24 protein-coding genes are annotated in these 24,947 nt (G+C 65.5%); 7 read left to right on the forward strand and 17 right to left on the reverse strand.

The window, feature by feature from the left end:
- Window positions 1-154: 154 nt before the first annotated feature.
- From WHH00_RS13130 to WHH00_RS13155, 6 genes are all read right to left on the reverse strand, one after another.
- Complete coding sequence (locus WHH00_RS13130) at window positions 155-1,225, reverse strand: BMP family protein (RefSeq protein WP_406638600.1); 1,071 nt, start codon at window positions 1,223-1,225, stop codon at window positions 155-157.
- A 287-nt stretch (window positions 1,226-1,512) separates the two neighbouring features.
- Complete coding sequence (locus WHH00_RS13135; RefSeq protein ID WP_406633390.1) at window positions 1,513-2,529, reverse strand: NADP-dependent oxidoreductase; 1,017 nt, start codon at window positions 2,527-2,529, stop codon at window positions 1,513-1,515.
- Entirely contained in the window at window positions 2,526-2,954 is a 429-nt protein-coding gene (locus tag WHH00_RS13140) for an organic hydroperoxide resistance protein (RefSeq protein WP_406633392.1), read from the reverse strand. Before WHH00_RS13140 ends, WHH00_RS13135 begins: the two co-directional genes overlap by 4 nt.
- A 46-nt stretch (window positions 2,955-3,000) precedes the next feature.
- Complete coding sequence (locus tag WHH00_RS13145) at window positions 3,001-3,435, reverse strand: MarR family winged helix-turn-helix transcriptional regulator (RefSeq protein WP_406633394.1); 435 nt, start codon at window positions 3,433-3,435, stop codon at window positions 3,001-3,003.
- Window positions 3,436-3,533: 98 nt separating this feature from the next.
- On the reverse strand, window positions 3,534-4,733 hold the full coding sequence (locus tag WHH00_RS13150) for an amidohydrolase (RefSeq protein ID WP_406633396.1): 1,200 nt from the start codon (window positions 4,731-4,733) through the stop codon (window positions 3,534-3,536).
- A gap of 56 nt (window positions 4,734-4,789) precedes the next feature.
- Window positions 4,790-5,923, reverse strand: a complete 1,134-nt coding sequence (locus tag WHH00_RS13155) for a mannose-1-phosphate guanylyltransferase (RefSeq protein ID WP_231457912.1) — start codon at window positions 5,921-5,923, stop codon at window positions 4,790-4,792.
- Window positions 5,924-6,207: 284 nt separating this feature from the next.
- On the opposite strand from WHH00_RS13155, the gene sdhC reads away from it, so the two are divergent.
- The 5 genes from sdhC to WHH00_RS13180 all read left to right on the forward strand — a co-directional run bounded on the left by sdhC (window position 6,208) and on the right by WHH00_RS13180 (window position 10,668).
- Window positions 6,208-6,588, forward strand: coding sequence for a succinate dehydrogenase, cytochrome b556 subunit (gene sdhC, locus WHH00_RS13160; RefSeq protein ID WP_074446982.1), 381 nt, complete (start codon window positions 6,208-6,210; stop codon window positions 6,586-6,588).
- 3 nt (window positions 6,589-6,591) lie between these two features.
- The gene (locus WHH00_RS13165) at window positions 6,592-7,053 is read left to right on the forward strand and encodes a succinate dehydrogenase hydrophobic membrane anchor subunit (RefSeq protein WP_231457913.1); all 462 of its coding nucleotides are present in this window, start codon (window positions 6,592-6,594) and stop codon (window positions 7,051-7,053) included.
- 108 nt (window positions 7,054-7,161) lie between these two features.
- Entirely contained in the window at window positions 7,162-8,961 is a 1,800-nt protein-coding gene (gene sdhA / locus WHH00_RS13170; RefSeq protein WP_406633399.1) for a succinate dehydrogenase flavoprotein subunit, read from the forward strand.
- A 1-nt stretch (window position 8,962) separates the two neighbouring features.
- Entirely contained in the window at window positions 8,963-9,745 is a 783-nt protein-coding gene (locus tag WHH00_RS13175; protein ID WP_406633401.1) for a succinate dehydrogenase iron-sulfur subunit, read from the forward strand.
- A gap of 152 nt (window positions 9,746-9,897) precedes the next feature.
- Window positions 9,898-10,668, forward strand: a complete 771-nt coding sequence (locus WHH00_RS13180; protein WP_231455909.1) for a S9 family peptidase — start codon at window positions 9,898-9,900, stop codon at window positions 10,666-10,668.
- Window positions 10,669-10,697: 29 nt separating this feature from the next.
- On the opposite strand, the gene WHH00_RS13185 is transcribed toward WHH00_RS13180, so the two are convergent.
- A complete protein-coding gene (locus WHH00_RS13185; protein ID WP_406633404.1) occupies window positions 10,698-11,999 on the reverse strand; it encodes an ABC transporter substrate-binding protein in 1,302 nt (433 codons plus the stop codon).
- Window positions 12,000-12,118: 119 nt separating this feature from the next.
- Between WHH00_RS13185 and WHH00_RS13190 the strand changes: the two genes are divergently transcribed.
- On the forward strand, window positions 12,119-13,069 hold the full coding sequence (locus tag WHH00_RS13190) for a glycoside hydrolase family 43 protein (protein WP_406633406.1): 951 nt from the start codon (window positions 12,119-12,121) through the stop codon (window positions 13,067-13,069).
- A gap of 173 nt (window positions 13,070-13,242) precedes the next feature.
- Window positions 13,243-15,354 carry a hypothetical protein gene (locus WHH00_RS13195; RefSeq protein WP_406638602.1) on the forward strand — a complete coding sequence of 704 codons (2,112 nt, stop codon included), beginning with the start codon at window positions 13,243-13,245 and terminating at the stop codon, window positions 15,352-15,354.
- Window positions 15,355-15,417: 63 nt separating this feature from the next.
- Here WHH00_RS13195 and WHH00_RS13200 read toward each other — a convergent pair whose 3' ends face one another.
- The 10 genes from WHH00_RS13200 to glyA all read right to left on the reverse strand — a co-directional run bounded on the left by WHH00_RS13200 (window position 15,418) and on the right by glyA (window position 24,911).
- Window positions 15,418-16,503, reverse strand: a complete 1,086-nt coding sequence (locus WHH00_RS13200; RefSeq protein WP_406633408.1) for a YihY/virulence factor BrkB family protein — start codon at window positions 16,501-16,503, stop codon at window positions 15,418-15,420.
- Window positions 16,504-16,540: 37 nt separating this feature from the next.
- Window positions 16,541-17,257 (reverse strand): 2'-5' RNA ligase family protein, encoded by a 717-nt coding sequence (locus WHH00_RS13205; RefSeq protein WP_406633410.1) that lies wholly within the window; start codon window positions 17,255-17,257, stop codon window positions 16,541-16,543.
- 4 nt (window positions 17,258-17,261) lie between these two features.
- Window positions 17,262-18,305: a tryptophan--tRNA ligase gene (gene trpS, locus WHH00_RS13210; RefSeq protein ID WP_406633412.1), complete on the reverse strand. Its 1,044-nt coding sequence runs from the start codon at window positions 18,303-18,305 to the stop codon at window positions 17,262-17,264.
- 21 nt (window positions 18,306-18,326) lie between these two features.
- The gene (locus WHH00_RS13215; RefSeq protein ID WP_350004279.1) at window positions 18,327-19,160 is read right to left on the reverse strand and encodes an exodeoxyribonuclease III; all 834 of its coding nucleotides are present in this window, start codon (window positions 19,158-19,160) and stop codon (window positions 18,327-18,329) included.
- Between the two features lie 10 nt (window positions 19,161-19,170).
- A complete protein-coding gene (locus WHH00_RS13220) occupies window positions 19,171-19,731 on the reverse strand; it encodes a hypothetical protein (protein WP_406633414.1) in 561 nt (186 codons plus the stop codon).
- A gap of 126 nt (window positions 19,732-19,857) precedes the next feature.
- On the reverse strand, window positions 19,858-20,691 hold the full coding sequence (locus tag WHH00_RS13225; RefSeq protein ID WP_406633416.1) for an ABC transporter permease: 834 nt from the start codon (window positions 20,689-20,691) through the stop codon (window positions 19,858-19,860).
- Complete coding sequence (locus tag WHH00_RS13230; RefSeq protein WP_406633418.1) at window positions 20,688-21,533, reverse strand: ABC transporter permease; 846 nt, start codon at window positions 21,531-21,533, stop codon at window positions 20,688-20,690. Before WHH00_RS13230 ends, WHH00_RS13225 begins: the two co-directional genes overlap by 4 nt.
- Window positions 21,534-21,543: 10 nt before the next feature.
- A complete protein-coding gene (locus WHH00_RS13235; RefSeq protein ID WP_374200962.1) occupies window positions 21,544-22,545 on the reverse strand; it encodes an ABC transporter ATP-binding protein in 1,002 nt (333 codons plus the stop codon).
- Between the two features lie 143 nt (window positions 22,546-22,688).
- Window positions 22,689-23,612 carry a bifunctional methylenetetrahydrofolate dehydrogenase/methenyltetrahydrofolate cyclohydrolase gene (locus WHH00_RS13240; RefSeq protein WP_406633420.1) on the reverse strand — a complete coding sequence of 308 codons (924 nt, stop codon included), beginning with the start codon at window positions 23,610-23,612 and terminating at the stop codon, window positions 22,689-22,691.
- 3 nt (window positions 23,613-23,615) lie between these two features.
- The gene (gene glyA / locus WHH00_RS13245; protein WP_231455889.1) at window positions 23,616-24,911 is read right to left on the reverse strand and encodes a serine hydroxymethyltransferase; all 1,296 of its coding nucleotides are present in this window, start codon (window positions 24,909-24,911) and stop codon (window positions 23,616-23,618) included.
- Window positions 24,912-24,947: the final 36 nt, after the last annotated feature.

Here is a 24,947-nt window from a genome sequence, read left to right on the forward strand (position 1 = left end):
CCAGTGATCGACCGGACGGGATATGTGGCTGCAGCACCAGCCTAGTGGGTGCAGTCCTGGGATACGCGGGCTGCCGTCCGGTGCGGGGCAGCCAGCAAAAAGCGCCACCGCCCGGCCAGTCGGTAACCGGCCGGGGGTGGCGCTCAGGCAGGGATCAGGCCTTCGGGCTTGCCGCGGATTCGACCTTCAGTTTCCCGTCGATGATGTCCTTCTTGATCTGCTCAAGCTCGGACTTCAGTTCTGCGGGGACCTGGGAGTCGAGGTCGTGGAACGGTGCCAGCTGGACGCCTTCGTTGGCCAGCGTGCCCACGTACGGGGTGTTGTCGAAGTTGCCTTCCTTGTCCTCCTTGACCACGTTCTCCACGGCGTCGCCCATCGTCTTCATGACGGAGGAGAGCATGATGTCCTTGTAGTCGGGAGCCGTCAGGTAGCCGTCGGAGTCAACCCAGATCAGCTTGACGTCCTTGCCGGCGGCCTTGGCTTCCTTGAGCGCGGAACCTGCGCCCTTGCCCACCGGACCGGCCACGGGCATCACGATATCCGCGCCCTGGTCCAGGAAGTTCTGGGTGAGCTGCTTGCCGACGTCCTGCTTCTCGAAGTCGCCGGTGAAGCTGCCGTCCTGGGCTTCCTTGTTCCAGCCAAGGAGTTTGACGTCCTTGCCCTTCTGCTCGTTGTAGTACTTGAGGCCGTCCGCGTAGCCGTCCATGAAGATCGTGACAGTGGGAAGCTTGATGCCGCCGAAAGTGGCAACCGTGCCGGTCTTGGTGGTGCCGGCTGCGAGGTACCCGGCGAGGAACGCGGCCTGGGCGGTGTCGTAGATGATCGGCTTGACGTTGGCGATCGGCGTCTCGTAACCGAAGTCGACAATCGCGAAGTGGCTGTCCGGGTTGGCCTCAGCCTGTGCCTTGGTGGCGTCGCCCAGCAGGAACCCCACCGTGACGGTGAGGTCGCAGCCGGCGCTGACCATGGCGCGCAGGTTCGGCTCGAAGTCGTTGTTGGTCTTGGACTCAACCTGGTTGACCTTGATGCCCAGGTCGGTCTCGGCCTTTTTCAGCCCCTCGTAGGAGGACTGGTTGAAGGACTGGTCATCGAACCCGCCGGAGTCGGAGACGATGCAGCCGGTGTAGTCGCTGGCTTCGGCCGTTGAGGTGCTCCCGGCTTCGGGGGCTGCGCCGCAGGCGGTCAACAGAAGCGCCGAAGCACCGAGGGTAGCCACGCCGGCCATTGACCCCCGTTTGAAGCTTGCACGCAGTGAGTTCTTCAATTTTCCTCCAGGATGAAGAGAGAGGCGCTACGGCTCGAATTCAATGAGTGTCCGTTTCTGCACTGAAATTCTGTTTTCACTGAGGGCACGCAGCACTGCGCCGGAGCGCACTGATGGCACCAACTTTAGTGGCCTGCGCCACGTGCCCGTAGCACGTGGGCCGGGTATCCCGAAGATTGTTTACAAGTTGTTACCAACCAGTAGGGGTGCCGCGGAAAGCGGCACCCCTACTGGATGAACGGGGCCGGTCAGCCCTGGAGCCGGACCAGCATTTTTCCGGTGTTGGCACCGTCCAGGAGGTCCATGAAGGCCTGCGGAGCGTTCTCCAGGCCATCAACGATCGTCTCGTCGTACCGGACAGTGCCGTCAGCCAGCCAGCCCGCCATCTTCCCGGCGAACTCCGCGGCGTGCTGCCGCTGGCCGCCCACCAGGAATCCCTTGAGCGTCAGCTGCTTTCCGATGGCGAGCATCAGGTTGCGGGGCGCGGGGGTTGGTTCGGTGGAGTTGTACTGGGCTATGGCGCCGCACATGGCTACCCGTCCGCCCACGTTGAGGACGGAGAGCGCCGCTTCAAGATGCTCCCCGCCCACGTTGTCGAAGTAGACATCGATGCCGTTGGGGCCGGCAGCCTTTTCCAGCTGCTCCCGCACCGGGCCGTCGTGGTAATCGAAGGCGGCGTCAAAGCCGAGCTCCAGCAGCCGGGCCACCTTTGCGGGCGAGCCCGCCGATCCGATGACGCGCGAAGCGCCCATTGCCTTGGCAATCTGGCCCACCAGCGATCCCACGGCTCCGGCCGCACCGGAGACGAACACCGCATCTCCCGGAGCGAATGCCGCAACTTTCAGCAGCCCTGCATAGGCCGTGAGTCCGGTCATGCCCAGGGCGCCCAGGAACGCGGACGCCGGCGCCAGCCCAGTGTCGGCGGTGGTGGCCGCATCTCCCTCAACCACCGCATACTCCCGCCAGCCAAGGGAATGCACGACGACGTCGCCCTCCTTGTGCTGGCTGGAACGGGAGGCCAGCACCTCGCCCACCGCGCCGCCGTCGAGCGCTTTGTCCAGGGCAAACGGAGCGGAATAGGACTTCACGTCATTCATGCGACCGCGCATGTAGGGATCAACCGAGATGAACAGGTTCCGGACCAGGATCTGGCCGTCACCAAGTTCGGGCAGCGCAGACTCGGCCAGCCGGAAATTCTCCGGGACGGGACGGCCCACCGGGCGCGAGGCCAGCTGGATTTCGCGGGTAACGGAAGGAAGGCTCATGCGGCGAACTCCAGGATCTTGATGTCTACGGAAATATTGCCGCGGGTTGCGTTGGAGTAGGGGCAGATCTGGTGCGCCTTGGCCACCAGCGCCTCGGCGGTGGCAAGGTCCAGCGCGGGCAGCGCAATCTCCAGCTCAGCGGCAAGTCCAAAGCCGGCGTCCTCGAGCTGGCCCAGGTGCACTTTCGCGGCCACGGCGGAGTCGGTCAGGTCGGCCTGTTCCTTGCGGCCAACCAGCCGGAGGGCAGAGTGGAAGCAGGCCGCATAGCCGGCGGCAAACAGCTGCTCAGGGTTGGTCCCCTGGCCGCTTCCGCCCAGTTCGACAGGGCTGGACAGGGTGACATCCAGCTTTCCGTCGTTGGTCCGTGCAGTGCCGTCGCGTCCTTCGCCCGAAGCGAGGGCCTCGGCAGTGTAAAGAGGTTTCACGGGTTGTCCGTCCTGTTGGTGGGTTGAAAGTTTCGGACCGGTGCTGTCAATGAGCATCGTGCAGGGCGGCCGTCAGTCGGCCCAGCGTGTCGCGCAGCTGGTCGAGTTCCTCTGCGGTCAGCCCCGCAGCCTGCGCGAGCCGCTGCGGTATGGCACCGGCCTTGCCGCTCAGCTCCCGGCCGGCGGGAGTCAAGTGGATGGCGACGCGGCGCTCATCCTCGCCGGACCGGCGCCGCCCACAGAGCCCCAGGGCCTCCAGCCGTTTCAGCAGCGGCGACAGGGTGCCGGAGTCCAGCCCGAGCTCCTCGCCGATCTCCTTCACGCCGCGGGGCTCGTTCTCCCACATCACCAGCATCACGAGGTACTGGGGATAGGTCAGGCCCAGCTCCTCGAGGACGGGGCGGTAAACCGCGGTGGCAGCCCGGGAAGCGGAATAGAGCGCAAAGCAAACCTGGTGGTCCAGCCTGGGTGCATCGGTCATACACTAAACGATAGTACACAAGTAAGTTGTGCACAACTTACTTGTGCGCCCTAGGCAAAAGTAAGAGGTGAGGCCCGACGACGGCGGGCAGCCTGGGCCTACCGGTGGCGGATGGTGCGCAGGGCCGCTGCGGTCAGGACCCGGATCCCCAGGCCGAGGGCCTGCTCGTCCACGATGTAGTCCCCGCGGTGCAGGTCATACTCCTCGCCGCCGGGAGTCTTGGTGCCCAGCCGCATCATGGCACCGGGAAGTTCGGCGAGGAACCAGGCGAAGTCTTCCCCGCCCATGGACTGCGGCGTCAGGACCACGGCATCTTCGCCGATTTCGGCGCGGGCGGCCGCCTCGATGACGGCGGTTTCATGTTCGGAGTTGACCACCGGAGGCACTCCCCTGGTGTGCTCAAGCCGGACATCCACGCCGTAGGGTGCCGCCACCTGATGGACCACCTCGTCCAGGAGCTCGCCGGCCTCGTGCCAGGCGTCGCGGTCCAGGCAGCGCATGGTTCCCGCCATGTAGCCGGTGCCGGGAATGGCGTTGGGTGCGGATCCTGCGGAGATCTGCCCCCAGACCACGGAGACTCCGCTGCGGACATCCACCCGGCGCGACAGGACGGCGGGCACGTTGACCGCGATCTGTGCCAGCGCGAACACCAGTTCTTCGGTCAGGTGCGGGCGGGAGGTGTGCCCGCCGCGCCCGGACAGCTCGATGCGGATGGTGTCCGAGGCTGAGGTGATGGCGCCGATGCGGGTACCGATCTTGCCCACCTCGATCCGCGGATCGCAGTGCAGTGCCAGGATCCGCGGAACTCCCTCCAGCACGCCCTGCTCGATGCAGGCGTGGGCGCCGCCGGGCATGGTTTCCTCGGCGGGCTGGAAGATGATGCGGACGGTGGCCCCCAGCGGCTCTTCCTGGTGCATCCGGTGCAGCACCAGGGCGATGCCCAGCATGGTGGTGGTGTGGACGTCGTGGCCGCAGGCGTGGGTGACACCATGGTTTTTCGAGGCGAAGGGCAGGCCTGTTTCCTCAATGATGGGCAGGGCGTCGATATCACCGCGCAGGGCAGTGGCGATGGGCCCCTCCCCTACGTCCACCGTGAGGCCGGTTCCCTCGAGGCGGCGGGGCGTGAGTCCCGCCGCCTCGAGCCGCTCGGCAAGCTTGTCCGTGGTGCGGAACTCCTTGAAGGACAGTTCCGGATGTGCGTGCAGGTCCCGCCGGAAGTCGATCAGTTCCGGCAGGAGGGGCTCGAGCCAGGGAGCCACCAGGTCGGTGGGCTCGGCTTCAGTAGTGTAGTTGCGCACTGTTTCACTCTAGCGAGGGTCAGCTGATTACCGGCCATCACGGTCGCAGCGTTACATCAAAGGACGTCGGTGTCGCCGCTGGCCTTGAGGGCGTCGACGGCGGCCTTTACCCGCTGGGAGTTTGCCATGGTGGTCACCAGGAGCGCGTCCGGAGTATCAACGATGACGACGTCCTGGATTCCGATCAGGGCGATGACGCGCTTGGTGTCGGTAACCACTACGCCGGAGGAGTTCTCCGTGAAGACGCGTGCGCCTTCGCCCAGCACGGTGACGTCGTCGACTTCCTTGGCACTGTTGAGCCGGCCCACGGAGGCGAAGTCCCCGACGTCGTCCCAGCGGAAGGAACCGGGCACGACGGCGACGTCCCCGGCCTCGGCGGCGGGCTCGGCCACCGCGTAGTCGATGGCAATTTTCGGCAGGGTGGGCCACACCCGGGCAGTGACCTCGTCGCGGGCGGGGGTGTCCCAGGCCTGGGCGATTTCCTGCAGGCCCCTGAACAGTTCGGGCTGGTTGGCTTCCAGGTGCTTGAGCAGCAGGGCCACCGGGGCAACGAACATCCCGGCGTTCCACACGTAGTTGCCGCTGTCCACGTACTGCTGGGCCACTTCCTCATCCGGCTTTTCCACGAACTCCACCACGTCAAGTGCACTGGGGGCGCCTTCGATGTGCAGTTCCTGGCCGGAGCGGATGTAGCCGAACCCCGTGGAGGGGTGGGTGGGCTTGATGCCGATGGTCACGATCTTGCCGGCCGCCGCAGTGTGGATTGCCTCGCGGACGGCCTGCTGGAAGAGGTGGTCCGGGCTGATCACCTGGTCAGCGGCGAATGAACCCATGATGGTGTCCGGATCGCGTTCGTGCAGGATAGCCGCGGCAAGGCCGATCGCAGCCGCGGAGTCCTTCGGCTCGGACTCGAGGACGAGGTCCGAATCGTGGAGTTCGGGAAGCTGGCGGCACACGGCATCCCGGTGGGCCTTTCCGGTGACCACCAGCATCTTGCTTCCGGCGAGCGGATGCAGCCGGTCGTAGGTGGCGCGCAGGAGTGTACTGCCCGAGCCGGTGAGGTCGTGAAGGAATTTGGGAGCTGCGGCGCGTGACAGGGGCCAGAGGCGGGTCCCCACACCGCCGGCCGGGATCACCGCAATGAAGCGGTCAAGGGGTGATGCCGGGCTTGTCACTGTGTCTGTACTCATCACCGCCTACTTTAGCGGAACCCCGGCGCGCCGCTTCCGGCGGGAGTTTCCGCCCCGGATCCGCCGTGTCGCATGCACGCACTGCGCACCCGCAACGGGGCAGTGTGTCCTTTGTCTCATAAATTTGGAAGATCCGCGCCACTGCTGGTCACCAAGGAGCTCCTAAATTGAATAAGCTGTTAGCGGAGCCTAGATTTAGGCCTGAGCTACGAGTGCTCTCGCAGCAGGCGTTCCCCCCGCGTGGATCTCATGCCAGCGCCGCTGTGTTGCAGGGAGGTTTATCAGTGCCGACAAAACCAGCTGGCACCTTGTACCGCGGCCGTGAAGGCATGTGGTCCTGGGTAGGACACCGCATTACCGGTGTAGTGATCTTTTTCTTCTTGTTGGTCCACGTTTTGGACACCTCCTTGGTGCGTGTGTCTCCAGAGGCCTACACCGCCGTGATCGGTGCGTACAAGAACCCCCTTATGGCCCTGGGCGAGACCGGCCTTGTCGCCGCCATCGTTTTCCACGCGTTCAACGGCCTGCGCATCATTGCTGTTGACTTCTGGAAGAAGGGCGCCAAGTACCAGCGGCAGATGCTGTGGGCAGTCCTTGGCCTCTGGCTGGTCACCATGGTCGCCTTCTCCATCCGCCACCTGTCCCTCGCCCTCGGAGGTCACTAAGCCATGAGTGCAACAATCGAGAGTCCCCGCAGCGGGCGCATCGCCCCCCAGTACCGTCGTCACGGTGGCAGCAAGGGCAACTTCGAGATGATCGCATGGCTCTTCATGCGCCTGTCCGGCGTGGTCCTGGTAGTCCTCATCTTCGGGCACCTCTTCGTGAACCTCCTTGTGGGGGAAGGCATCAAGGCCATTGATTTCGGTTTCGTGGCCGGTAAGTGGGCTGACCCGTTCTGGCAGTTCTGGGACCTCGCGATGCTGTGGCTGGCCATGCTGCACGGAACCAACGGCGTGCGCACCATCATCAACGACTACGCAGAAAAGGACTCGACCCGCCGCTGGCTGAAGACCGTCCTTTACTCGGCCACTGTCGTCATCATCGTCCTGGGCACCCTGGTGATCTTCACTTTCGATCCCTGCCCTGTGGTTGACGGCGTTCCCCTGCCTGGCGGATTCTGCCCTGCCTAGCACCAGCACCACCCCGGGCCCGCGGGAATCTCCGCGGGCCCTGTTTTGCGGCGCAGGCAACGCCCGCCCGTTGTTTTATAGCGAATTTTGAGAGAAAGAGCATCTGGTATGCAGGTCCATAAGTACGACGTCGTCATCGTCGGTGCCGGTGGCGCCGGCATGCGCGCTGCGATCGAATCCGGTCAGCGCGCGCGCACAGCAGTACTGACCAAGCTCTATCCCACCCGCTCGCACACAGGTGCCGCGCAGGGTGGCATGTGTGCAGCACTCGCCAATGTCGAGGAAGACAACTGGGAGTGGCACACGTTCGACACCATCAAGGGCGGGGACTACCTGGTTGACCAGGACGCCGCCGAGGTCATGGCGAAGGAAGCCATCGACGCCGTGCTGGACCTGGAGAAGATGGGCCTGCCGTTCAACCGCACGCCCGAGGGCCGGATTGACCAGCGCCGCTTCGGCGGCCACACCCGCGACCACGGCAAGGCCCCCGTCCGCCGTGCCTGCTATGCCGCGGACCGCACCGGCCACATGATCCTGCAGACCCTGTACCAGAACTGCGTCAAGCACAACGTTGAGTTCTACAACGAGTATTACGTCCTGGACCTGCTGACCGTTGAAGAGGACGCTGTCCGCGAGGACGGCACGCCCTTCAAGCAGAAGCGTGTTGCCGGCGTCGTGTCCTACGACCTCGCCTCCGGTGAACTGCATGTCTTCCAGGCCAAGTCCGTGGTGTTCGCCTCCGGCGGCGCAGGCAAGGTCTTCAAGACCACCTCCAACGCCCACACCCTCACCGGTGACGGCATGGGCATCGCCTTCCGCCGCGGCATTCCCCTGGAGGACATGGAATTCTTCCAGTTCCACCCGACAGGCCTCGCCGGCCTGGGCATCCTGCTTTCCGAAGCTGCCCGTGGCGAGGGTGCAATCCTCCGCAACTCCGAGGGTGAGCGCTTCATGGAGCGCTACGCCCCCACCATCAAGGACCTCGCGCCCCGCGACATCGTGGCCCGTTCCATGGCCAACGAGGTCCGCGAAGGCCGCGGTTGCGGCCCGAACAAGGACTACGTCCTCCTGGACCTCACGCACCTGGAGCCGGCACACATCGATGCCAAGCTGCCGGACATCACAGAGTTCGCGCGCACCTACCTCGGCGTTGAGCCCTACACGGAGCCGGTCCCCGTGTTCCCGACGGCGCACTACGCCATGGGCGGTATCCCCACCAACATCACCACCGAAGTCCTGCAGGACAACGACACCGTGGTCCCCGGACTGTATGCAGCCGGCGAGGTGGCCTGCGTTTCGGTGCACGGCTCCAACCGCCTGGGCACCAACTCGCTGCTGGACATCAACGTGTTCGGCAAGCGCGCCGGCATCGCCGCGGCCGAGTACGCCAAGACGGCCGACTTCGTGGAACTGCCGGAGAACCCGCTGGCCTACACCACCGAACTGCTGGACATTGCCCGGAACGGCACCGGCGACGAAAAGGTGGCCGTGATCCGCAAGGAACTCCAGGACACCATGGACGCCAACATGCAGGTGTTCCGCACGGCGGAAACCCTGAACCAGGTCCTGCGCGACATCGCCTCCTTCGAGGAGCGGTACAAGCGGATCAACGTCCAGGACAAGGGCAAGCGCTTCAACCTTGACCTACTCGAAGCCGTTGAACTCGGGTTCCTGCTGGAACTGGCCAAGGTAATGACCGTTGCAGCCCTCTACCGCGAGGAATCCCGCGGCGGACACTTCCGCGAGGACTTCCCGGACCGCAACGACGAAAAATTCATGAAGCACTCCATGGCGTACAAGGATGACCACGCGCCGGCAGACGGATCGGCAGAGTCAATCGCCGGCATCCGCCTGGCCACCAAGCCGGTCGTCTTTACCCGCTACGAGCCGATGGTGAGGAAGTACTAAGATGACCGCTGAAATCGCTGAGCCAGCCTCAAAGATTGAACTGCCTGCCGGCGTCGGCGGTGGCGGCGAGATCCCCACGTTCGATGTGCACATGCGCGTCCGCCGGTACAACCCGGAGGTTTCCGAGGAAGCCACCTGGGACGACTTCCACCTGACGATGTACGGCACGGACCGTGTGCTGGATGCCCTGCACAAGGTCAAGTGGGAAACTGACGGCACCCTGTCCTTCCGCCGCTCCTGCGCCCACGGCGTGTGCGGCTCGGACGCCATGCGCATCAATGGCCGCAACCGCCTTGCCTGCAAGACGCTGCTGAAGGACCTGGACACGTCCAAGCCCATCACGGTTGAGCCCATCAAGGGACTGCCGGTGGAGAAGGACCTCATTGTGGACATGGAGCCGTTCTTCCAGTCCTACCGCGAGGTCATGCCGTTCCTGATCAACAAGGGCCACGAGCCCACCCGGGAGCGCCTCCAGTCCGCCGAGGACCGTGAGCGCTTCGACGACACCACCAAGTGCATCCTCTGCGCCGCGTGCACGTCGTCCTGCCCCGTGTTCTGGACCGACGGCCAGTACTTCGGCCCGGCCGCGATCGTCAACGCCCACCGCTTCATCTTCGATTCACGCGATGACGCCGGGGACATGCGCCTCGAAATCCTCAACGACAAGGAAGGCGTGTGGCGCTGCCGCACCACCTTCAACTGCTCCGAAGCATGCCCTCGCGGCATCCAGGTGACCCAGGCCATCGCCGAGGTCAAGCAGGCAATTCTCTCCCGCAAGATCTGACAAAGGATTTAGCGGACGACGGCGCCGTCCCCCACTTAGGGGGATGGCGCCGTCGTTGTTTCTCCCCACCCGCCCCCTGACCTCGCAAGCGCGGCCAGGGAACCCGGCGGGCGTGGGCCCATAGCCATTCGTACCAAATGAAAGGGGACGCCGTGTCCCGCTCCGAAAAGGTCACCTTCGAAGGCTCCACCGGTGAGACGCTCTCCGGCATCATCGATGTCCCGGAAGGGCCGGTCAAGGGCTGGGGCGTGTTTTCGCACGGCTTCACCCTCGGCAAGGACAGCCCTTCCGCCGCGCGGATGTGCAAGGCGCTGGCGGACAGCGGCGTGGGCATGCTGAGGTTCGACAACCTTGGCCTGGGTGGCTCCGCCGGTGAGTGGTCCGCGGGATCGTTCAGCCACAAGGTGGCGGACACCGTCAAGGCGGCCGAGTTCATGCGTGCCGAAGGGAAGCAGATTTCCCTGCTTGTGGGTCACTCCTTCGGCGGCGCGGCCGTGCTGGCCGCCGCACGGGAGATCCCGGAGCTCGACGCCGTTGCCACCGTTGGCGCCCCCTTCTCGCCCAAGCATGTGGCACACGTCTTCGACGCCGCCCTGGACAAGATCCTGAGCGAGGGCAGCGCCGAAGTGGACCTTGGCGGGAAGCGCGTGGAGATCCGCAAGCACTTCGTGGAAGACCTGGAGAACGCGGACCTGACGGACTGCATCAAGCAGCTTCACAAGCCGCTGATGGTGCTCCACTCCCCCACGGACAACACTGTGGGGATCGAGAATGCCAGCACCATTTTCCAGACAGCCCGCCACCCCCGGAACTTCGTATCCCTTGAGGGAAGCGACCATCTCCTTACCGGAAAGGGCCAGGCGGCCCGGGCTGCCCGGATCATCGCGGCCTGGGCGGACCAGTACCTCGACGCCGGGCAGTAGCCGGCCCGCGGCTGCCTGCTGCCCGGTGCCTACTTGCCGATCGCGGCATTGCTTTCGCTGATCCACTGCTCCGCAGCCTTCTCGGGCGAAAGCCGCTTGAAGAGGACATCGGTGTTCATGCGGGCCGTGATCTCGGAAACCGCGGTAGAGCCGGTGGGTCCGATGTAAGTGGGGGCAAAGTCCATCTTGCCGATCTGGTCGATGTACTCAGCTTCCACCTTGCCCTGCGGCGTCAACAGGTCCTGGATTGCGGTACGCATGCCGGAGTTGCTGGGAACGCCGCGGTCGCTCTGGATGATCTTCGCGGCGGACTCCTTGTTGACCAGGAAGTCCACCAGCTTGGCCGCAGCCTCGGGGTGCTTGCTGCGGGCCGAGAGTGTGTAGAACTGGGATGACTGGAGCCAGATGCCCGCGGTGGGCGTTTCGCCGGGAAGCTTGAGCAGTTCCAGGTCAGCGCCGGAGGCCTTGCTGAGCGCGGACAGCGAGTTGCTCCAGGTGAGCATCATGCCTGCCTGGCCCATGCCCATCAGGGTCTGCTCAGTGCTGACATTCAGCTTCTCCACGGTTTCGGAGGCATTTGGCGCCGCCCCGGATTCGCTCAGTTTCAACGAGAAGTCGAAGTAGTCCTGGACAGTGTCCTTGTCCAGGCCCAGCCGGCCGTCCTGGGTGTAGAGGGATTCACCGCGCTGGCGGGCAAAGGCATCCAGTGAATCGTGGGTGAGGACCGTTGCCGTTCCGTAGGTGCCCTTGGGGCTCTTGGCCGTGATATCCGCCGCGGTCTTCGCGAAGTCGTCCCAGCTCCACGTGCTGTCATCCGGCAGGGGTACCCCGGCGGCGGCGAAAACAGCGGGATTGACCACAATGGCCAGGGCGTTGGCTCCGGTGGAGACCCCGTACTGGGTGCCCTGCACCTGGCCGTTCTCCAGCGCTCCCGGGTCCATCGCGGACAGGTCAAGGGATTCGCTGACCTCGGACAGGTCCAGGAGCGCGCCGCGGTTGGCGTACTCGGCAGGATAGGCCCCGCCCATGGTGATGACATCCGGAGCATCGTTGGCGGCCACCTGTGTGGCAAGTTTGTCGAAGTAGCCGCTGATGTCACCGTATTCGGGTTTCACCTTGATGTCCGGGTTGGCGGCTTCGAATTCCGCGATGGCCTTGGTGGTCAGCTGCGCCCGCCCCTCATTTCCCCACCATGAGAAACGAATTTCAACGGGTCCGTCCTGGGCCTCGTTGGACGGGGTACTGGAACAGGCCACCGTCACGCTCAGCAGGCTCACCGCTGCAAGGGCAGCAACTGATTTACGGACAGTTCGGAAAATCGTACGCTCCATTGGGTATGCTTCCTTGTACGTCAGAAAACGGTTTCGTGAAACGTATCAAGCTGCCGCCGAGGGGTCAATAGCTTCCCGAAGCCCACAAGGGGGCGGCTCCGTAGGACCAGAGAACGGACATGATGGCACTGCAGTTGAATGACATCCAGATTCGGGATCCCTTCGTCCTGCCGCTGCCCGAGGCCAACGAATACCTGCTGTTCGGAAGCACGGACCCCAACATCTGGTCCGGACCCGCTACGGGATTCGACTGCTACCGCAGTACGGACCTGCTCCACTGGGAGGGTCCAGTGCCGGCGTTCCGGCCCCTGCCCGGGTTTTGGAGCCACGAGCAATTCTGGGCCCCGGAAGTGCATCGCTACCAGGGCCGCTTCTTCATGTTCGCCACCTTCTCTGCACCCGGACATTTCCGCGGCACACAGATACTTTCAGCAGACCGCCCCGAGGGCCCCTACACGCCCTGGAGCGACGGGCCCGTGACTCCCCGGAACTGGCAGTGCCTCGACGGCACGCTGCACGTGGATGCTGACGGCGCACCATGGATGGTCTTTTGCCACGAGTGGAAGCAGGTCCACGACGGAACCGTCATGGCCCAGCGGCTGAGCCCCGACCTCCGACAAGCCGAGGGCACTCCCGTCCTCCTGTTCAGAGGTTCGGAAGCACCCTGGTCCCGTCCCCTGCAGGTTCCCTCAACAGCGGAACTGGACTTCCCGGCCTACGTCACCGACGGCCCATACCTGCACCGTCTCAGCAGTGGCAGCCTCATCATGCTGTGGTCGAGCTTCGGAGACCATGGATACGCCATGGGCATCGCACGCAGCGGGTCCGGCACGGTCCTGGGTCCATGGCGCCAGGAGGACGGGCCCTTGTGGGGTACCGACGGCGGCCATGGCATGATCGCCCGGACTTTCAACGGGCAGCTCTTCCTTACCCTGCATCAGCCGAACAACAGCCCGCATGAGCGGGCTTCCTTCCATCACCTCAAAGAACTGGAGGACACCGTGGTCCTTGCTCCCCCATCAACTGGCATCGGTAACAGCGGAACAACTCCGGGAAGGCAGGCACTGTGAGCACTCCAGCCATCACCTCCCCGACCGCGCCGTCCCCAAAAGTGCCGTCCCCAAAGGTCCCCGTGGGCGGCCCCATTGACAGGAACGCACTCGTCCGGCGGCATAACGTCCACCAGCAGGCGCTCGACCCCCGGAGCCCGGTGTCAATAGGCAACGGCGAGTTCGCCTTCACGATGGACCTCACCGGCCTCCAGTCGCTCCCGGGTTCGTATCCCGTGGGAGCAAGGGATGACCTTCCGCCCGGCACGCTCCTTGGCACGCAGGCCCAGTGGGCATGGCACTCCGTTCCTCCCGCGCAGACGTACGAGCTTTCGGGCTCCACGGTCCTCTACGACTCGCCGCGCGGACCCGTGCCTTACGTGGACATGGTGGGCGACATCGTCAACGACCGTGAAGCAGGCACGTCGGTCGCCGAAACCTGGCTGCGGGCCAACCCGCACCGCCTTGACCTGGGACGCATCGGCTTCAGGCTGGCGGAGGCAGGAGAAGACCGCGCCCTCACCGAAGGGGATGTCACCCAGGCCGAGCAGACACTCGACCTCTGGACGGGGACGGTCACCAGCCGCTTCCTGCTCGCCGGGCACCCCGTGACGGTCACGACCGCCTGCCACCCCGAACGGGACGAACTCGGCATTCGGGTGGAATTGCAGGGCCTCCAGGACAGCCTGGCCATCACCATCGACTTCCCCTACGGTTCCGAAGCGTGGCACGACGCCGCCGACTGGACAAGCCAGGACGCCCACTCCACAACACTCGGGGAGCCTGCCGCGTCCGGGCTGCATGCCGGGTCCACGGCCTGGACCACCCGCCGCGAGCTGGATGATTCCCGCTACGAGGTTGTGATCACGGGACGCTGCCTCACCGTGGCGCAGACCGGGCAGCACCGTCTCCGGATAAGCCCCAACCCCCGCGGCAACGAGGGCCAGGGCGTGATGGACCTGGCGGTTGCTTTCGCCTCCGCCGGGGACGGGGACTGTGTCCCCCGTGGTGACACCGGCGCAACCCTGGCCGCAGCACGGCAGGACGCGGGCACGACGGCCAGGCCCGCCGTCGTGCCTTCCGGCCCTGCCGGCCTCCCGGCAGGCAGCAGTGTGGCAGCCGCCTCGGAAGCCTACTGGCCCGGGTTCTGGCTGTCCGGTGGCGCCATTGAGCTTGCAGCGACGCACGACCCCCGGGCCAAGGAGCTGGAGCGCAGGATCGTCCTGTCCCAGTACCTGACGGCCATCAACTGCTCCGGCTCCCTGCCTCCGCAGGAAACCGGGCTGGTGTGCAACTCCTGGCGGGGCCGCTTCCACCTGGAAATGCACTGGTGGCATGCCGCGCACTTCGCCCACTGGAACCGCGTGGAGCTCCTCCTCCCATCGCTGCGCTGGTACTCCACGGTGCTGGAGGCATCGCGGCAGACCGCCAGGTCACAGGGCTTCGACGGCGTCCGTTGGCCGAAGCAGGTAGGTCCGGACGGGCGGGAAAGCCCCAGCCCCATCGGCACCTTCCTGGTCTGGCAGCAGCCGCATCCCATCCACCTGGCGGAACTCGTCTACCGCGCCAACCCGTGCCGGGAAGTGCTCGAGGAGTTTGCGGAGATCGTTTTCGAATCCGCCATGTTCATGGCGAGCTTCGCCCACCGGACGCCCCGCGGCTTTGAACTCGGCCCGCCCCTGATTCCCGCCCAGGAGAGCTATGGCTCCATCCGGGCATCTGTCACCAATCCCACCTTTGAGCTGGCGTACTGGCAGTGGGCGCTTCGGGTTGCGGCCACCTGGCGGGACCGCTTAGGACTTGAACCGGTTCCGGAGTGGCAGGAGGTGGCCGGGCTCCTGGTGAAGCCACGGGTAATGGATGGCGTCTACGCTGCCATTGACGTGGAGCCCTTCACCATCAGGACAGACCACCCCTCGATGCTGTGCGCCCTCGGCGTCCTGCCCGAAACCGACCTGATCGATAAGGACATCATGCGGGCGACCCTCGCCAGCGTCCTTGCCGACTGGGACTGGGACAGCACCTGGGGCTGGGACTACCCCGTGCTGGCCATGACCGCCGCGCGCCTTGAGGACCCGGAGGCCGCCGTCAACGCCCTCCTCCTGGACGCCCGGAAGAACACAGTGCTGCCCAACGGGCATAACCGCCAGACCGACTCGCTGCCGCTGTACCTTCCCGGCAACGGCGGCCTGCTTGCCGCCACGGCCCTGATGGCCGCGGGCTGGGACGGCGGCCCGGACCGGCACGCCCCAGGATTCCCCGCCGGCTGGACAGTGGCGTGGGAGGGGCTGGTGGCTGCACCATAGCGCCCGCTCCCCACGGCAGGGCAGCATCCAGGTGCGGGGCGGCGCCAGCCCGCGGGGCTGCGGTCAACGCTGCCGCGTCCGGCCGTTGCCCCTGCGCCGGGCAGCTGCGGCACGGGCCGGGCTCTGCATGCCGGCCTCCGCGTTCGCCGGCACTTTCCCCGGCTGCACAGGCACCTTTCCCGGCTGGACCTGCCGGGCGCCCCAGGTCCCCTTCTCGTGCCCGGAGGATGCGGTGCCGTAGTCAGCCTCGCGGACCGCGGACCAGCCTCCGGAAACGAGGTACACCTGGCTCACCAGGTTAAACCAGATCAACAGGCCGATGATGATGGCGAACGGTGCCAGGAGCGGGTTGCGGCCGGCACCGGCGAGAAGCTCAGTACTGAAGATCTGCAGGACCGTGGTGCCCAGCGCTGCCAGGATGGTGCCTTCCAGCAGGGCGCGGCGGGAGAGCTTCAGGCCTGCCGCCAGCCGGAACATGATGAGCGCGGTAACCCAGTTCAAAACCAGGGGTACGCCAATCTTGATGGAAGTGGTCAGCGGGCCGGCCAGTGCGTCGTCGAGCCGGAGGAAGTCCGCGACCCACCCGGCGGCCGTGCCAAAGACAAGGGACGCGCCGGCGCTGATGACCAGGGCCACGCCCAAAAGCAGCAGAGTGCCGGCGTCGCGCAGCTTCAGGAGGATGGGGTTGACCAGCGACGGGGGAAGTTCCAGCACGCCGCGGAGGCCGTCCCGCAGGCTGGCGATCCACCGCAGCGAGGTATAGACGGTTACGGCTGCCGCGATAACGGCCGTCCAGCCCAGGCCGTCCGGATTCAGCAGGTCCTGCGGATCAACCAGGCCTTCGCCGCCGTTGACTTTCAAGAGGCCCGGAGCACTCTGGGCCACGCTGCCGATGATGGTCTCCAGCAGCACCGGCTGCCCCCTCAGGACCAGCCCGGCGATCGAAAAGCCGGTGGCCAGGAGGCCGGTGATGGAGAAAAACATGTTGAACCCGATGCCGGCACTCATCAGCGGGCCGTGCTGGAGGCTGTAATGCCGGAAGGCCCGCATGGGCCGGAGCACGTTCAGGCGGGCAAGCAGCCATTGGACCATGGCCATCACGCCGGCCACGGGCCCGCCGCCGGACCTGCGGGCCTTGTTCCACTCCATCCGTTTCTGGATGACGGCCAGCTTCAGGTGGGCGCGGTCAGTGGGAAGCGGCTGCTGTCCCGCCGTCGGCTGTGTCCGGGGCGGAATCCGCGGATCGGGTGCCGTCGTTGTCAGTTTGGGTCCCAAAGTCCAGCTCTTCCCGTAGCTGCCAGATGCCGTTGGCATCGTGCTCGTAAAGTCCCATGCTAACCACGGGGAAGGTGGCCCTGTAGTTCCTCAACACCGTTTCGGCTTCATCGAGGTTTTCCGGCGCGACGTCGTGGGCGATGGTCACATGCGGGTGGTAGGCAAACGGCAGCTCACGGTGGAGGGGGCCCTGCTGGAGTTTTCCGTGGAGGGCAACGCAGTCCTCGAATCCGTCCTCCACATTGATGAAGACCACCGGGGAAACGGGCCGGAATGTTCCGGTGCCCGCGATGGTGACCTTGAAAGGGCTTTGCTGGCGGGCCACCTCGCGGACATGTTCCAGGGTGGCCTCCCAGTCGCGCGTGGTGGTTGTGGTGACCAGCGTGATGTGGGCCGGTACTACGTCCGCCAGGGGATCGCCGAAGGACGCCCGCCAGCGCTGCAGCTCTTCGGCAATCTCCGGCGGGAATCCCAGGATGACGCCAACGCTGATGTCTTCCGGGCGGGACGCGGGGCTTGCTGCCGCAGCACGGTGGTCCGCAGGCTCTCCGTGGGAACCACCGGGCGTCCCCGCCACCCGGTGGGTGGAACGGGCACCTTCCCTTGCCGCGACTTTGCTGGAGGACATGGCGCTAGCGGACTCCGGCGAGGCTGAGGGACGGAAGGAAACCCATGCGCTCGTAGACCTGGGCGAGCGTCACCGAAGCGATTTCGCGGGCGCGCTCGGCGCCGTGTGCGAGCAGCCTGTCCAGCTCCGCAGGATCGCTCATCAGCTCATTGGTGCGGTTCCGCAAAGGCGTAACGAACTCAACCATCACCTCAGCGAGGTCCACCTTAAGGTGGCCATACATCTTTCCCTGGTACTCGGCCTCGAGCTCGGGGACGGTTTTGCCTGTCAGGGACGAGTAGATGGTGAGCAGGTTTGAAACGCCCGGCTTCTCTTCAGCGTCGAAGCGGATTTCCGTTCCGGCGTCGGTCACTGCCGACTTGATGCGCTTGGCCGCGATCTTGGGGTCCTCCAGAAGCTGGATGACCCCGTTGGGCGACTCCCCCGTCTTGGACATCTTGGCGCTGGGGTTCTGGAGGTCGTAGATCTTGGCGCTCTCCTTGACGATGGTCGCCTCGGGAACAGTGAACGTGTGGCCAAACCGGGTGTTGAAGCGCTGGGCCAGGTTGCGGGTGAGCTCCAGGTGCTGGCGCTGGTCTTCTCCCACGGGCACCAGGTCGGTCTGGTAGAGCAGGATATCGGCAGCCATCAGGGTGGGGTAGGCGAACAGGCCCAAGGTGGCGGCGTCGGCGCCGGACTTCTGTGTCTTGTCCTTGAACTGGGTCATCCGCGAGGCTTCGCCGAATCCGGTGATGCAGTTCAGTGCCCAGGCAAGCTGCGCGTGCTCGGGCACGTGGGACTGGACAAAAAAGATGCTCTTGTCCGGGTCGATGCCGGCGGCGATGTACTGGGCGGCCACGATCCGGGTGCGCTTGGCCAGTTCAGCGGGATCGAAGTCCACGGTGATGGCGTGCAGGTCCGGAATGAAGAAGACGGCATCGTATTCAGCCTGCATGTCCACCCAGTTGCGGACAGCGCCGATGTAGTTGCCCAGGTGCAGGGAGTCGGCCGTGGGCTTGGCGCCGGACAGGATGCGCTTCTTGGTTGCCGGGGAAATCTGGCTATTCATTGGGGAGGAAACCTTCGGGGCTCAGAGCTGGTAGTCCACTACCAGCGGGGCATGGTCGGAGAAGCGGGTGTCCCACGATGGCGCCCGGTCAACAACGGCCGAGATGGCCGCGGCAGCCAGGGCCGGGGTGGCCAGATGGTAGTCGATGCGCCAGCCGGTGTCGTTGTCGAACGCCTTCCCGCGCTGGGACCACCACGTGTAGGGTCCGTCCACCTCGCCGGCCAGGTTGCGGTGGACGTCACGCCAGCCGATCTCCTCGCCAAAGAACCGGTCAAAGTACGCGCGTTCCTCCGGCAGGTGGCCCGCCTTCTTGACGTTGGCCTTCGAGTTCCGGATGTCCAGGGGCGTGTGGGCCACGTTGAGGTCACCCACCACCAGGGCGTGGTCGCTGTGCTTGGTCAGTTCCGGCAGCCGCGTGGTCATGACATCCAGGAACCGGAACTTGTCATCCTGCTTGGGCGTGCCCACCTCACCGGAGTGGACGTAGGCACTTGCAACAGTCAGCTGGACAGGGTGTCCGGCGGCATCGGCAAACCGGAAATCGGCCTCCACCCAGCGTCCGGCGGTGGCAAAGTAGTCGTCGCCTATGCCGTTACGGGTGGCCAGGGGTTCGTCCCGGGAAGCGATCGCGACGCCGGCCCGGCCCTTGGCTTCAGCCTCGGCGTGCAGGATGTGCCAGCCTTCGCCGAGCAACTGCCGGACGATGGCGTCAGGGGCACGGACTTCCTGCAGGCAGAGGATGTCCACTCCGCGCGGCTCGAGCCACGCCGCCATGCCGTTTTTGTAGGCAGCCCGGAGGCCGTTGACATTAACGGAAGCGATGCGAAGGTGGTCCTTCTTCAATGCCGAGATCACCCGCTCCACTCTAGTCGATGATGGTTCCGGTGACCGGCTCTCCGCTGCCGCCGGAGGACTTGATCATGTCCCGGGCATTGGTGGCTGTGATCTCAATGGTTTCCAGGGCCCGGTTGATGGTGTCCTGGTTCGCAGCGGCGCCCTTGGCACGCTCCTCCTCCACCACGCGGATCTGCACCTGGACGATCTTGAAGGAGTGGTCCAGCTTAAGGTCCCGGACCTCGTCCGCCTGGCTGCGCTCGGCCACAACCCTGGTGCCGCCGTGGTCTGCTGCGGAGTACGGGCCCCGCCCCGCAGCGGTGGTGAAGGCGTTCTGGGCTTCAGTCAGCTTGGCTCCCGCCTTTTTGGCGGCCTTCTGGATGCTGAAGACAACAAAGCAGGCGAGGGCAAGCCAGAAGGCGGCGATGATGGCGACAACCCAGCCCACGACGTCGTTTTGGTTGGCCGCGAAGATGACAGCCACAACGAACGCGGTGACGAGGACCATCAGTCCCGGCCCGCTGATGCGGAACATGGAGAATCCGCCCCTGGCGGGTTTGGAGGATGACTTGGAGCTGCCCAGAGATTGCATGCACCCATTCTCTCAAATGCCGGAGTATGCTCCCGCCGCCTTCCACCCCCGGCGAACAGACCCAAATAGGTAGCAGCAGATGTCCCTTAGACCCCTCTAAACGACATCTGCCGCTACCTACTTGGGCTACTTCAGGAAGAGCTGCCGCAGCCTGACAGTCGTGAGCAGCATGCCGACGGCGGTCATCACCAGGTAGTAGCCGATGTGGATGGGGGTGGCTGCGGTGAACGCGCCCACGCTGATCTGGCGCAGCAGTTCCACACCGTGCCAGAGCGGCATGGCCTGGATGAGCCACTGGATGGCCTGCGGGTAGACGCTCAGCGGATAGAAGGTGGCGCTGAAGAGGAACATGGGCAGCATCACGAAGTTGACCCAGTCCATCTGTTGGAAGGTCTTCAAAAAACTGGTGATCCCCATCCCGATACTCGCAAACCCGAAGGCAATCAGCACCGAGGCCGGCACCATCAGGAGCGCCCAGGGCGTGGTGATCAGCCCCATAACCCCCATTACCGCTGTGAACCCTATGGCGTAGAGCAGGCCGCGCAGCAGCGCCAGGAAGATCTCCCCCAACGCGACATCCAGCGGCCCCAGCGATGTGTACAGCATGCCCTGGTACAGCTTCGCGAAGTTCATCTTGAAGAACACGTTCCATGTCGAGTCGTAGACCGCGCCGTTCATCGCGGAGACTGCCAGCAGGGCCGGGGCAATGTACGCGGCGTAGCTGATCTCCCCGCCACCGGGCCCTTGGACGGTACCGACAATAGAGCCGAGCCCCACACCCATGGAGATGAGGAACAGGACCGGCTCGAAGAACCCGGAGAGCATCACCAGCCAGTTGGTGCTCCGGGTGGCCAGCAGGCCGCGCGAAATCACCGCCCTGGCGTTGCGCGAATACAGCGGCCCGAACGACCTGCTGCGGGCCTGGTCCGGCGCGCTCTTCAGTGGCAGCCCGGCGCTCATCGGCCCATCCTTGCCGCGAACTGCCGCCGGGTCAGGAACCAGCCCAGCACCGCAAGGCCCGCGAGCACCACAGCGTGGAGGACGGTCAGCATCGGCGGCTGCTGGTACCCGTAGCTGAAAACGCGCCCCAGTTCGGTGGCATGCCAGATGGGCGAGATCCAGCCCACCCAGCGCACGGCCAGCGGAAGGCTGTCCAGCGGAAAGAAGGTCCCTGAGAACAGGAACAGCGGCATCACGACGAAACGCATCACCAGCGCGAACTGGCCCTTGTCCTCGGTAATGGAGGCCGAGTACGCCATCAGCGGCAAGCCAAAGGAGAGGCCGGCAACCGTCGCCACCACAACGGTGGCCCAGCCCCAGCCGCCCGGCGCGGCACCGAAGAGGACAACCGCGGCGAAGTAGACGGCGGATTGCAGGAGGAGCCGCAGGGTCACCGCCATGATGTGGCCCGCCGCAATCTGCTGGGGAGTCAGCGGCGAGGCGTGCGGCCCGTAGTAGGTGCGGCGCCATTTGAAGCCGTCCATCACAGGGAACGTGAACTCGTTGGCGGCTGTCATAACGGCCGCGGAAACGAGCAGCGCCGGCGCCACGAACGTCACATAGCCCACTCCCCCGAAGGCTCCGGCACCCTGTGCGTCAACGAGGGTGGCCAGGCCTACCCCCATGGCAAACAGATAGGCCACAGGGTGGCCCACGCTGTACATGATGATGGACCAGCCGTATCCCTTCATCACCCGCAGCACCTGCTCGGCGTAGTAGAACGCGCCCCAGCGCCTTGCCCTGGCGGCCGCTGTTTCGGGGCTGTGGGCCCGAAGGGCCTCCTTGCCAGGGCCCTCCGTCACCGCAGGGCCCTTAGTCAACAAGGCTTCGGCCTGTCAGCCGCAGGAACACGTCCTCCAGCGAGGACCTCCGCACCAGGGATGTCAGCGGCCGCAGGCCGCGGGACGCCACCTGCTCAAGGGCGGACTCGCCGTCGTGCGCGTATATCAGCACCCGGTCCGGCAGTACTTCCAGCCGCTCCCCGATCCCCTGCAGTTCCGAGGCGATGGTGGTGTTCCGCTCGGACCCGAACCGCAGCTCAACCACCTCGCGGGTGGAGTGCTCGCGGATCAGCTGCGCGGGCGAGCCCTCCGCCATGATCCTGCCCTTGTCCACCACGATCAGCCGGTCGCAGAGCTGCTCGGCCTCGTCCATGTAGTGGGTTGTCAGGATAAGCGTGACGCCCTGTTCCTTCAGCCGGAACAGGCGGTCCCAGAGAATGTGGCGGGCCTGCGGGTCGAGCCCGGTGGTGGGTTCATCCAGCAGCAGGATCCGGGGCTCGTTGATCAGTGAACGGGCGATGGTCAGGCGCCGCTTCATCCCGCCGGACAGCGCGTCCACCTTGGATTTTGCCTTGTCCGTCAGCTGGGCGAACTCCAGCAGCTCATCGGCTTTTGGCTTCAGGTAGCTCATGGGCAGGCCGAAATAGCGGCCGTAGACCAGGAGGTTGTCGCGGACCCGGAGTTCCTCGTCCAGGTTGTCCTGCTGCGGCACCACCCCCAGGTGCGCCCGTACCTCGGGCCCGTGCAGGTCAGGGTCCAGGCCCATAATGTGGAGGGCGCCGGAGGTGCGCCGGGTGACGCCGCCGATCATCTTCATGGTGGTGGACTTGCCGGCGCCGTTGGGCCCCAACAGGCCGAAGGACTCCCCCGCGGGGACGCTGAACGAAATGCCGTCCACGGCGGCAACGTCGCCGTAGGTCTTGGTCAGGTTCTCTGCCGTGATGACGGTCCGGCGGGCTTCGGTGGATGGCTCTTGGGCTGGCTGGACGGCGCCGTTTTCGGCGCCGGAGGACACGGTGGCTTTGTTGTGCACCCTCCGCAGACTAGTAGAGCGGGCGGGCAGGTGGAAGGGGACTTTCAGTTCTGCGCTAAAGGTTCTGCGCTTAATGTACGACGGCGGTACCGCACCTTTGTTCAGTAAGATGCGGTACCGCCGTCGGGCGTGAGGAAAAGGAACTAGCCGGCAGTTGCCGGACCGCTTCCCTGTGCCGCCTGGCGCTCGGCGGCTTCCACCACGTTGGTCATCAGCAGCGCCACGGTCATGGGACCGACGCCCCCTGGGTTCGGCGAGATCCAGCCGGCTACCTCGGCAGCGGCTGGGTCGATGTCGCCATAGACCTTGCTCTTGCCCGTCTCGGGGTCGGTTTCGCGGGTGACGCCGACGTCAAGCAGGGCCGCACCCGGTTTCACGTCCGCGGCCTTGACGATGTGCTTGACGCCCGCGGCGCCCACAATCACGTCAGCCTGCCGGAGCAGTTCCGAAAGGTTCCTGGTGCCGGTGTGGGTCAGGGTCACGGTGGCATTCACGGCCCGCCGCGTGAGCAGCAGGCCGATGGAGCGGCCGATCGTGACGCCGCGGCCCACCACCACCACGTGTTTGCCGTCGAGGCTGAAGCCGTTGCGCTCCAGGAGCTCGATGACGCCGCGGGGCGTGCACGGCAGCGGCGAGGTGATCTCCCCGTTGACGTTCAGCACCAGCCGGCCAAGGTTGGTGGGGTGCAGGCCGTCCGCGTCCTTGGCGGGGTCGATGCGCTCCAGGATGGCGTCGGTGTCCAGGTGCTTCGGCAGCGGCAGTTGCACGATGTACCCGTGGCAGGCGGGGTCCGAATTGAGCTCGTCAATAAGGGCCTCAACCTGTGCCTGCGTGGCGTCCGCCGGCAGCTCCCGCTGGATCGAGTTCATCCCGATCTGCTCGGACTGCTTGTGCTTCATGGACACGTACAGCTGCGAGGCGGGGTCTGCACCCACCAGCACTGTTGCAATGCCGGGAGTGACGCCCTTGGCCTTGAGCGCGGCCACGCGTTCAGTCAGTTCGGACTTGATGGCTGCAGCTGCTGCCTTGCCGTCAAGGATGCGCGCGGTCTTGGTCATCTCAGTCATGGATCACCACTGCTCGTGCTGCGGGTACAGCGGGAAGTCGGCGGCGAGCTTGTCCACGCGGGCCTGCAGGGACTCCACGTCCGCGCTGTTGCCGGCCTTCAGCGCGGTGGCGATGATCTCTGCCACTTCGGTGAACTCGGCGGCGCCGAAGCCGCGGGTGGCCAGGGCGGGGGTGCCGATGCGCAGGCCGGAGGTGACCATCGGCGGGCGGGGATCGAACGGAACGGCATTGCGGTTGACGGTGATGCCCACCGAGTGCAGGAGGTCTTCAGCCTGCTGGCCGTCCAGCTGCGAGTTGCGCAGGTCAACGAGGACCAGGTGGACGTCGGTGCCGCCGGTAAGGACGGAGACGCCGGCTTCGGCAACATCGGCCTGGTTGAGGCGGTCGGCAATGATCTTGGCGCCCTCAAGGACGCGCTCCTGGCGCTCCTTGAATTCCTCGGTGCCGGCGATCTTGAAGGCCACGGCCTTGGCGGCGATGACGTGCATGAGCGGGCCGCCCTGCTGGCCCGGGAAGACGTTGGAGTTGAGCTTCTTGGCCCACTCCTGCTTGGCCAGGATCACGCCGGAGCGGGGGCCGGCGAGGGTCTTGTGCACGGTGGAGGTGACGACGTCGGAGTGCGGCACCGGGCTGGGGTGCAGGCCGGCGGCAACCAGGCCGGCGAAGTGCGCCATGTCGGTCCAGAGCAGGGCGCCAACTTCGTCGGCGATGGAGCGGAAGGCAGCAAAGTCCAGGTGGCGCGGGTAGGCGGACCAGCCGGCGATGATCACCTGGGGCTTCTCGGCGATGGCCTGCTCACGGAGCTTGTCCATGTCCACGCGGAAGGTGTCCTCTTCCACCTGGTAGGCAGCCACGTTGTAGAGCTTGCCGGAGAAGTTCAGCTTCATGCCGTGGGTCAGGTGGCCGCCGTGGGCCAGGGACAGTCCCAGGATCTTGTCGCCGGGGGTGATCATGGCGGAGAGTGCAGCGGCGTTGGCCTGCGCGCCGGAGTGCGGCTGGACGTTGGCGTATTCGGCACCGAAGAGGGCCTTGACGCGATCGATGGCCAGCTGCTCTGCCACGTCAACGTATTCGCAGCCGCCGTAGTAGCGGCGGCCCGGGTAGCCCTCGGCGTACTTGTTGGTGAGGACCGAGCCCTGCGCTTCCATGACGGCGCGGGGGGCGAAGTTCTCGGAGGCAATCATTTCCAAGGTGCCGCGCTGGCGGCCGAGCTCCTGGTCAAGGACTGCTGCGATTTCGGGGTCAAGCTCGGCCAGCGGCTGGTTGCTGACGGCTGTGGTGGAGGTGGCTGTAGTCACGAAGAACTCCTGGCTAGGCGTACGGGCACTGCTAAG

The organism is Pseudarthrobacter quantipunctorum, from assembly GCF_045291495.1.
GTDB lineage: Bacteria > Actinomycetota > Actinomycetes > Actinomycetales > Micrococcaceae > Arthrobacter > Arthrobacter quantipunctorum.

Excerpts from the sequence above, each read along its gene's own strand:
- WHH00_RS13175 (WP_406633401.1), top strand. The coding sequence starts at position 8,963 with ATGACCGCTGAAATCGCTGAGCCAGCCTCAAAGATTGAACTGCCTGCC.
- sdhA (WP_406633399.1), top strand. The coding sequence starts at position 7,162 with ATGCAGGTCCATAAGTACGACGTCGTCATCGTCGGTGCCGGTGGCGCC.
- WHH00_RS13165 (WP_231457913.1), top strand. The coding sequence starts at position 6,592 with ATGAGTGCAACAATCGAGAGTCCCCGCAGCGGGCGCATCGCCCCCCAG.
- WHH00_RS13195 (WP_406638602.1), top strand. The coding sequence starts at position 13,243 with ATGGACCTCACCGGCCTCCAGTCGCTCCCGGGTTCGTATCCCGTGGGA.
- WHH00_RS13190 (WP_406633406.1), top strand. The coding sequence starts at position 12,119 with ATGATGGCACTGCAGTTGAATGACATCCAGATTCGGGATCCCTTCGTC.
- WHH00_RS13200 (WP_406633408.1), bottom strand. The coding sequence starts at position 16,503 with ATGGAGTGGAACAAGGCCCGCAGGTCCGGCGGCGGGCCCGTGGCCGGC.
- trpS (WP_406633412.1), bottom strand. The coding sequence starts at position 18,305 with ATGAATAGCCAGATTTCCCCGGCAACCAAGAAGCGCATCCTGTCCGGC.
- WHH00_RS13135 (WP_406633390.1), bottom strand. The coding sequence starts at position 2,529 with ATGAGCCTTCCTTCCGTTACCCGCGAAATCCAGCTGGCCTCGCGCCCG.
- WHH00_RS13130 (WP_406638600.1), bottom strand. The coding sequence starts at position 1,225 with ATGGCCGGCGTGGCTACCCTCGGTGCTTCGGCGCTTCTGTTGACCGCC.
- WHH00_RS13185 (WP_406633404.1), bottom strand. The coding sequence starts at position 11,999 with ATGGAGCGTACGATTTTCCGAACTGTCCGTAAATCAGTTGCTGCCCTT.
- WHH00_RS13225 (WP_406633416.1), bottom strand. The coding sequence starts at position 20,691 with ATGAGCGCCGGGCTGCCACTGAAGAGCGCGCCGGACCAGGCCCGCAGC.
- WHH00_RS13240 (WP_406633420.1), bottom strand. The coding sequence starts at position 23,612 with ATGACTGAGATGACCAAGACCGCGCGCATCCTTGACGGCAAGGCAGCA.
- WHH00_RS13205 (WP_406633410.1), bottom strand. The coding sequence starts at position 17,257 with ATGTCCTCCAGCAAAGTCGCGGCAAGGGAAGGTGCCCGTTCCACCCAC.
- WHH00_RS13145 (WP_406633394.1), bottom strand. The coding sequence starts at position 3,435 with ATGACCGATGCACCCAGGCTGGACCACCAGGTTTGCTTTGCGCTCTAT.
- WHH00_RS13155 (WP_231457912.1), bottom strand. The coding sequence starts at position 5,923 with ATGAGTACAGACACAGTGACAAGCCCGGCATCACCCCTTGACCGCTTC.
- WHH00_RS13220 (WP_406633414.1), bottom strand. The coding sequence starts at position 19,731 with ATGCAATCTCTGGGCAGCTCCAAGTCATCCTCCAAACCCGCCAGGGGC.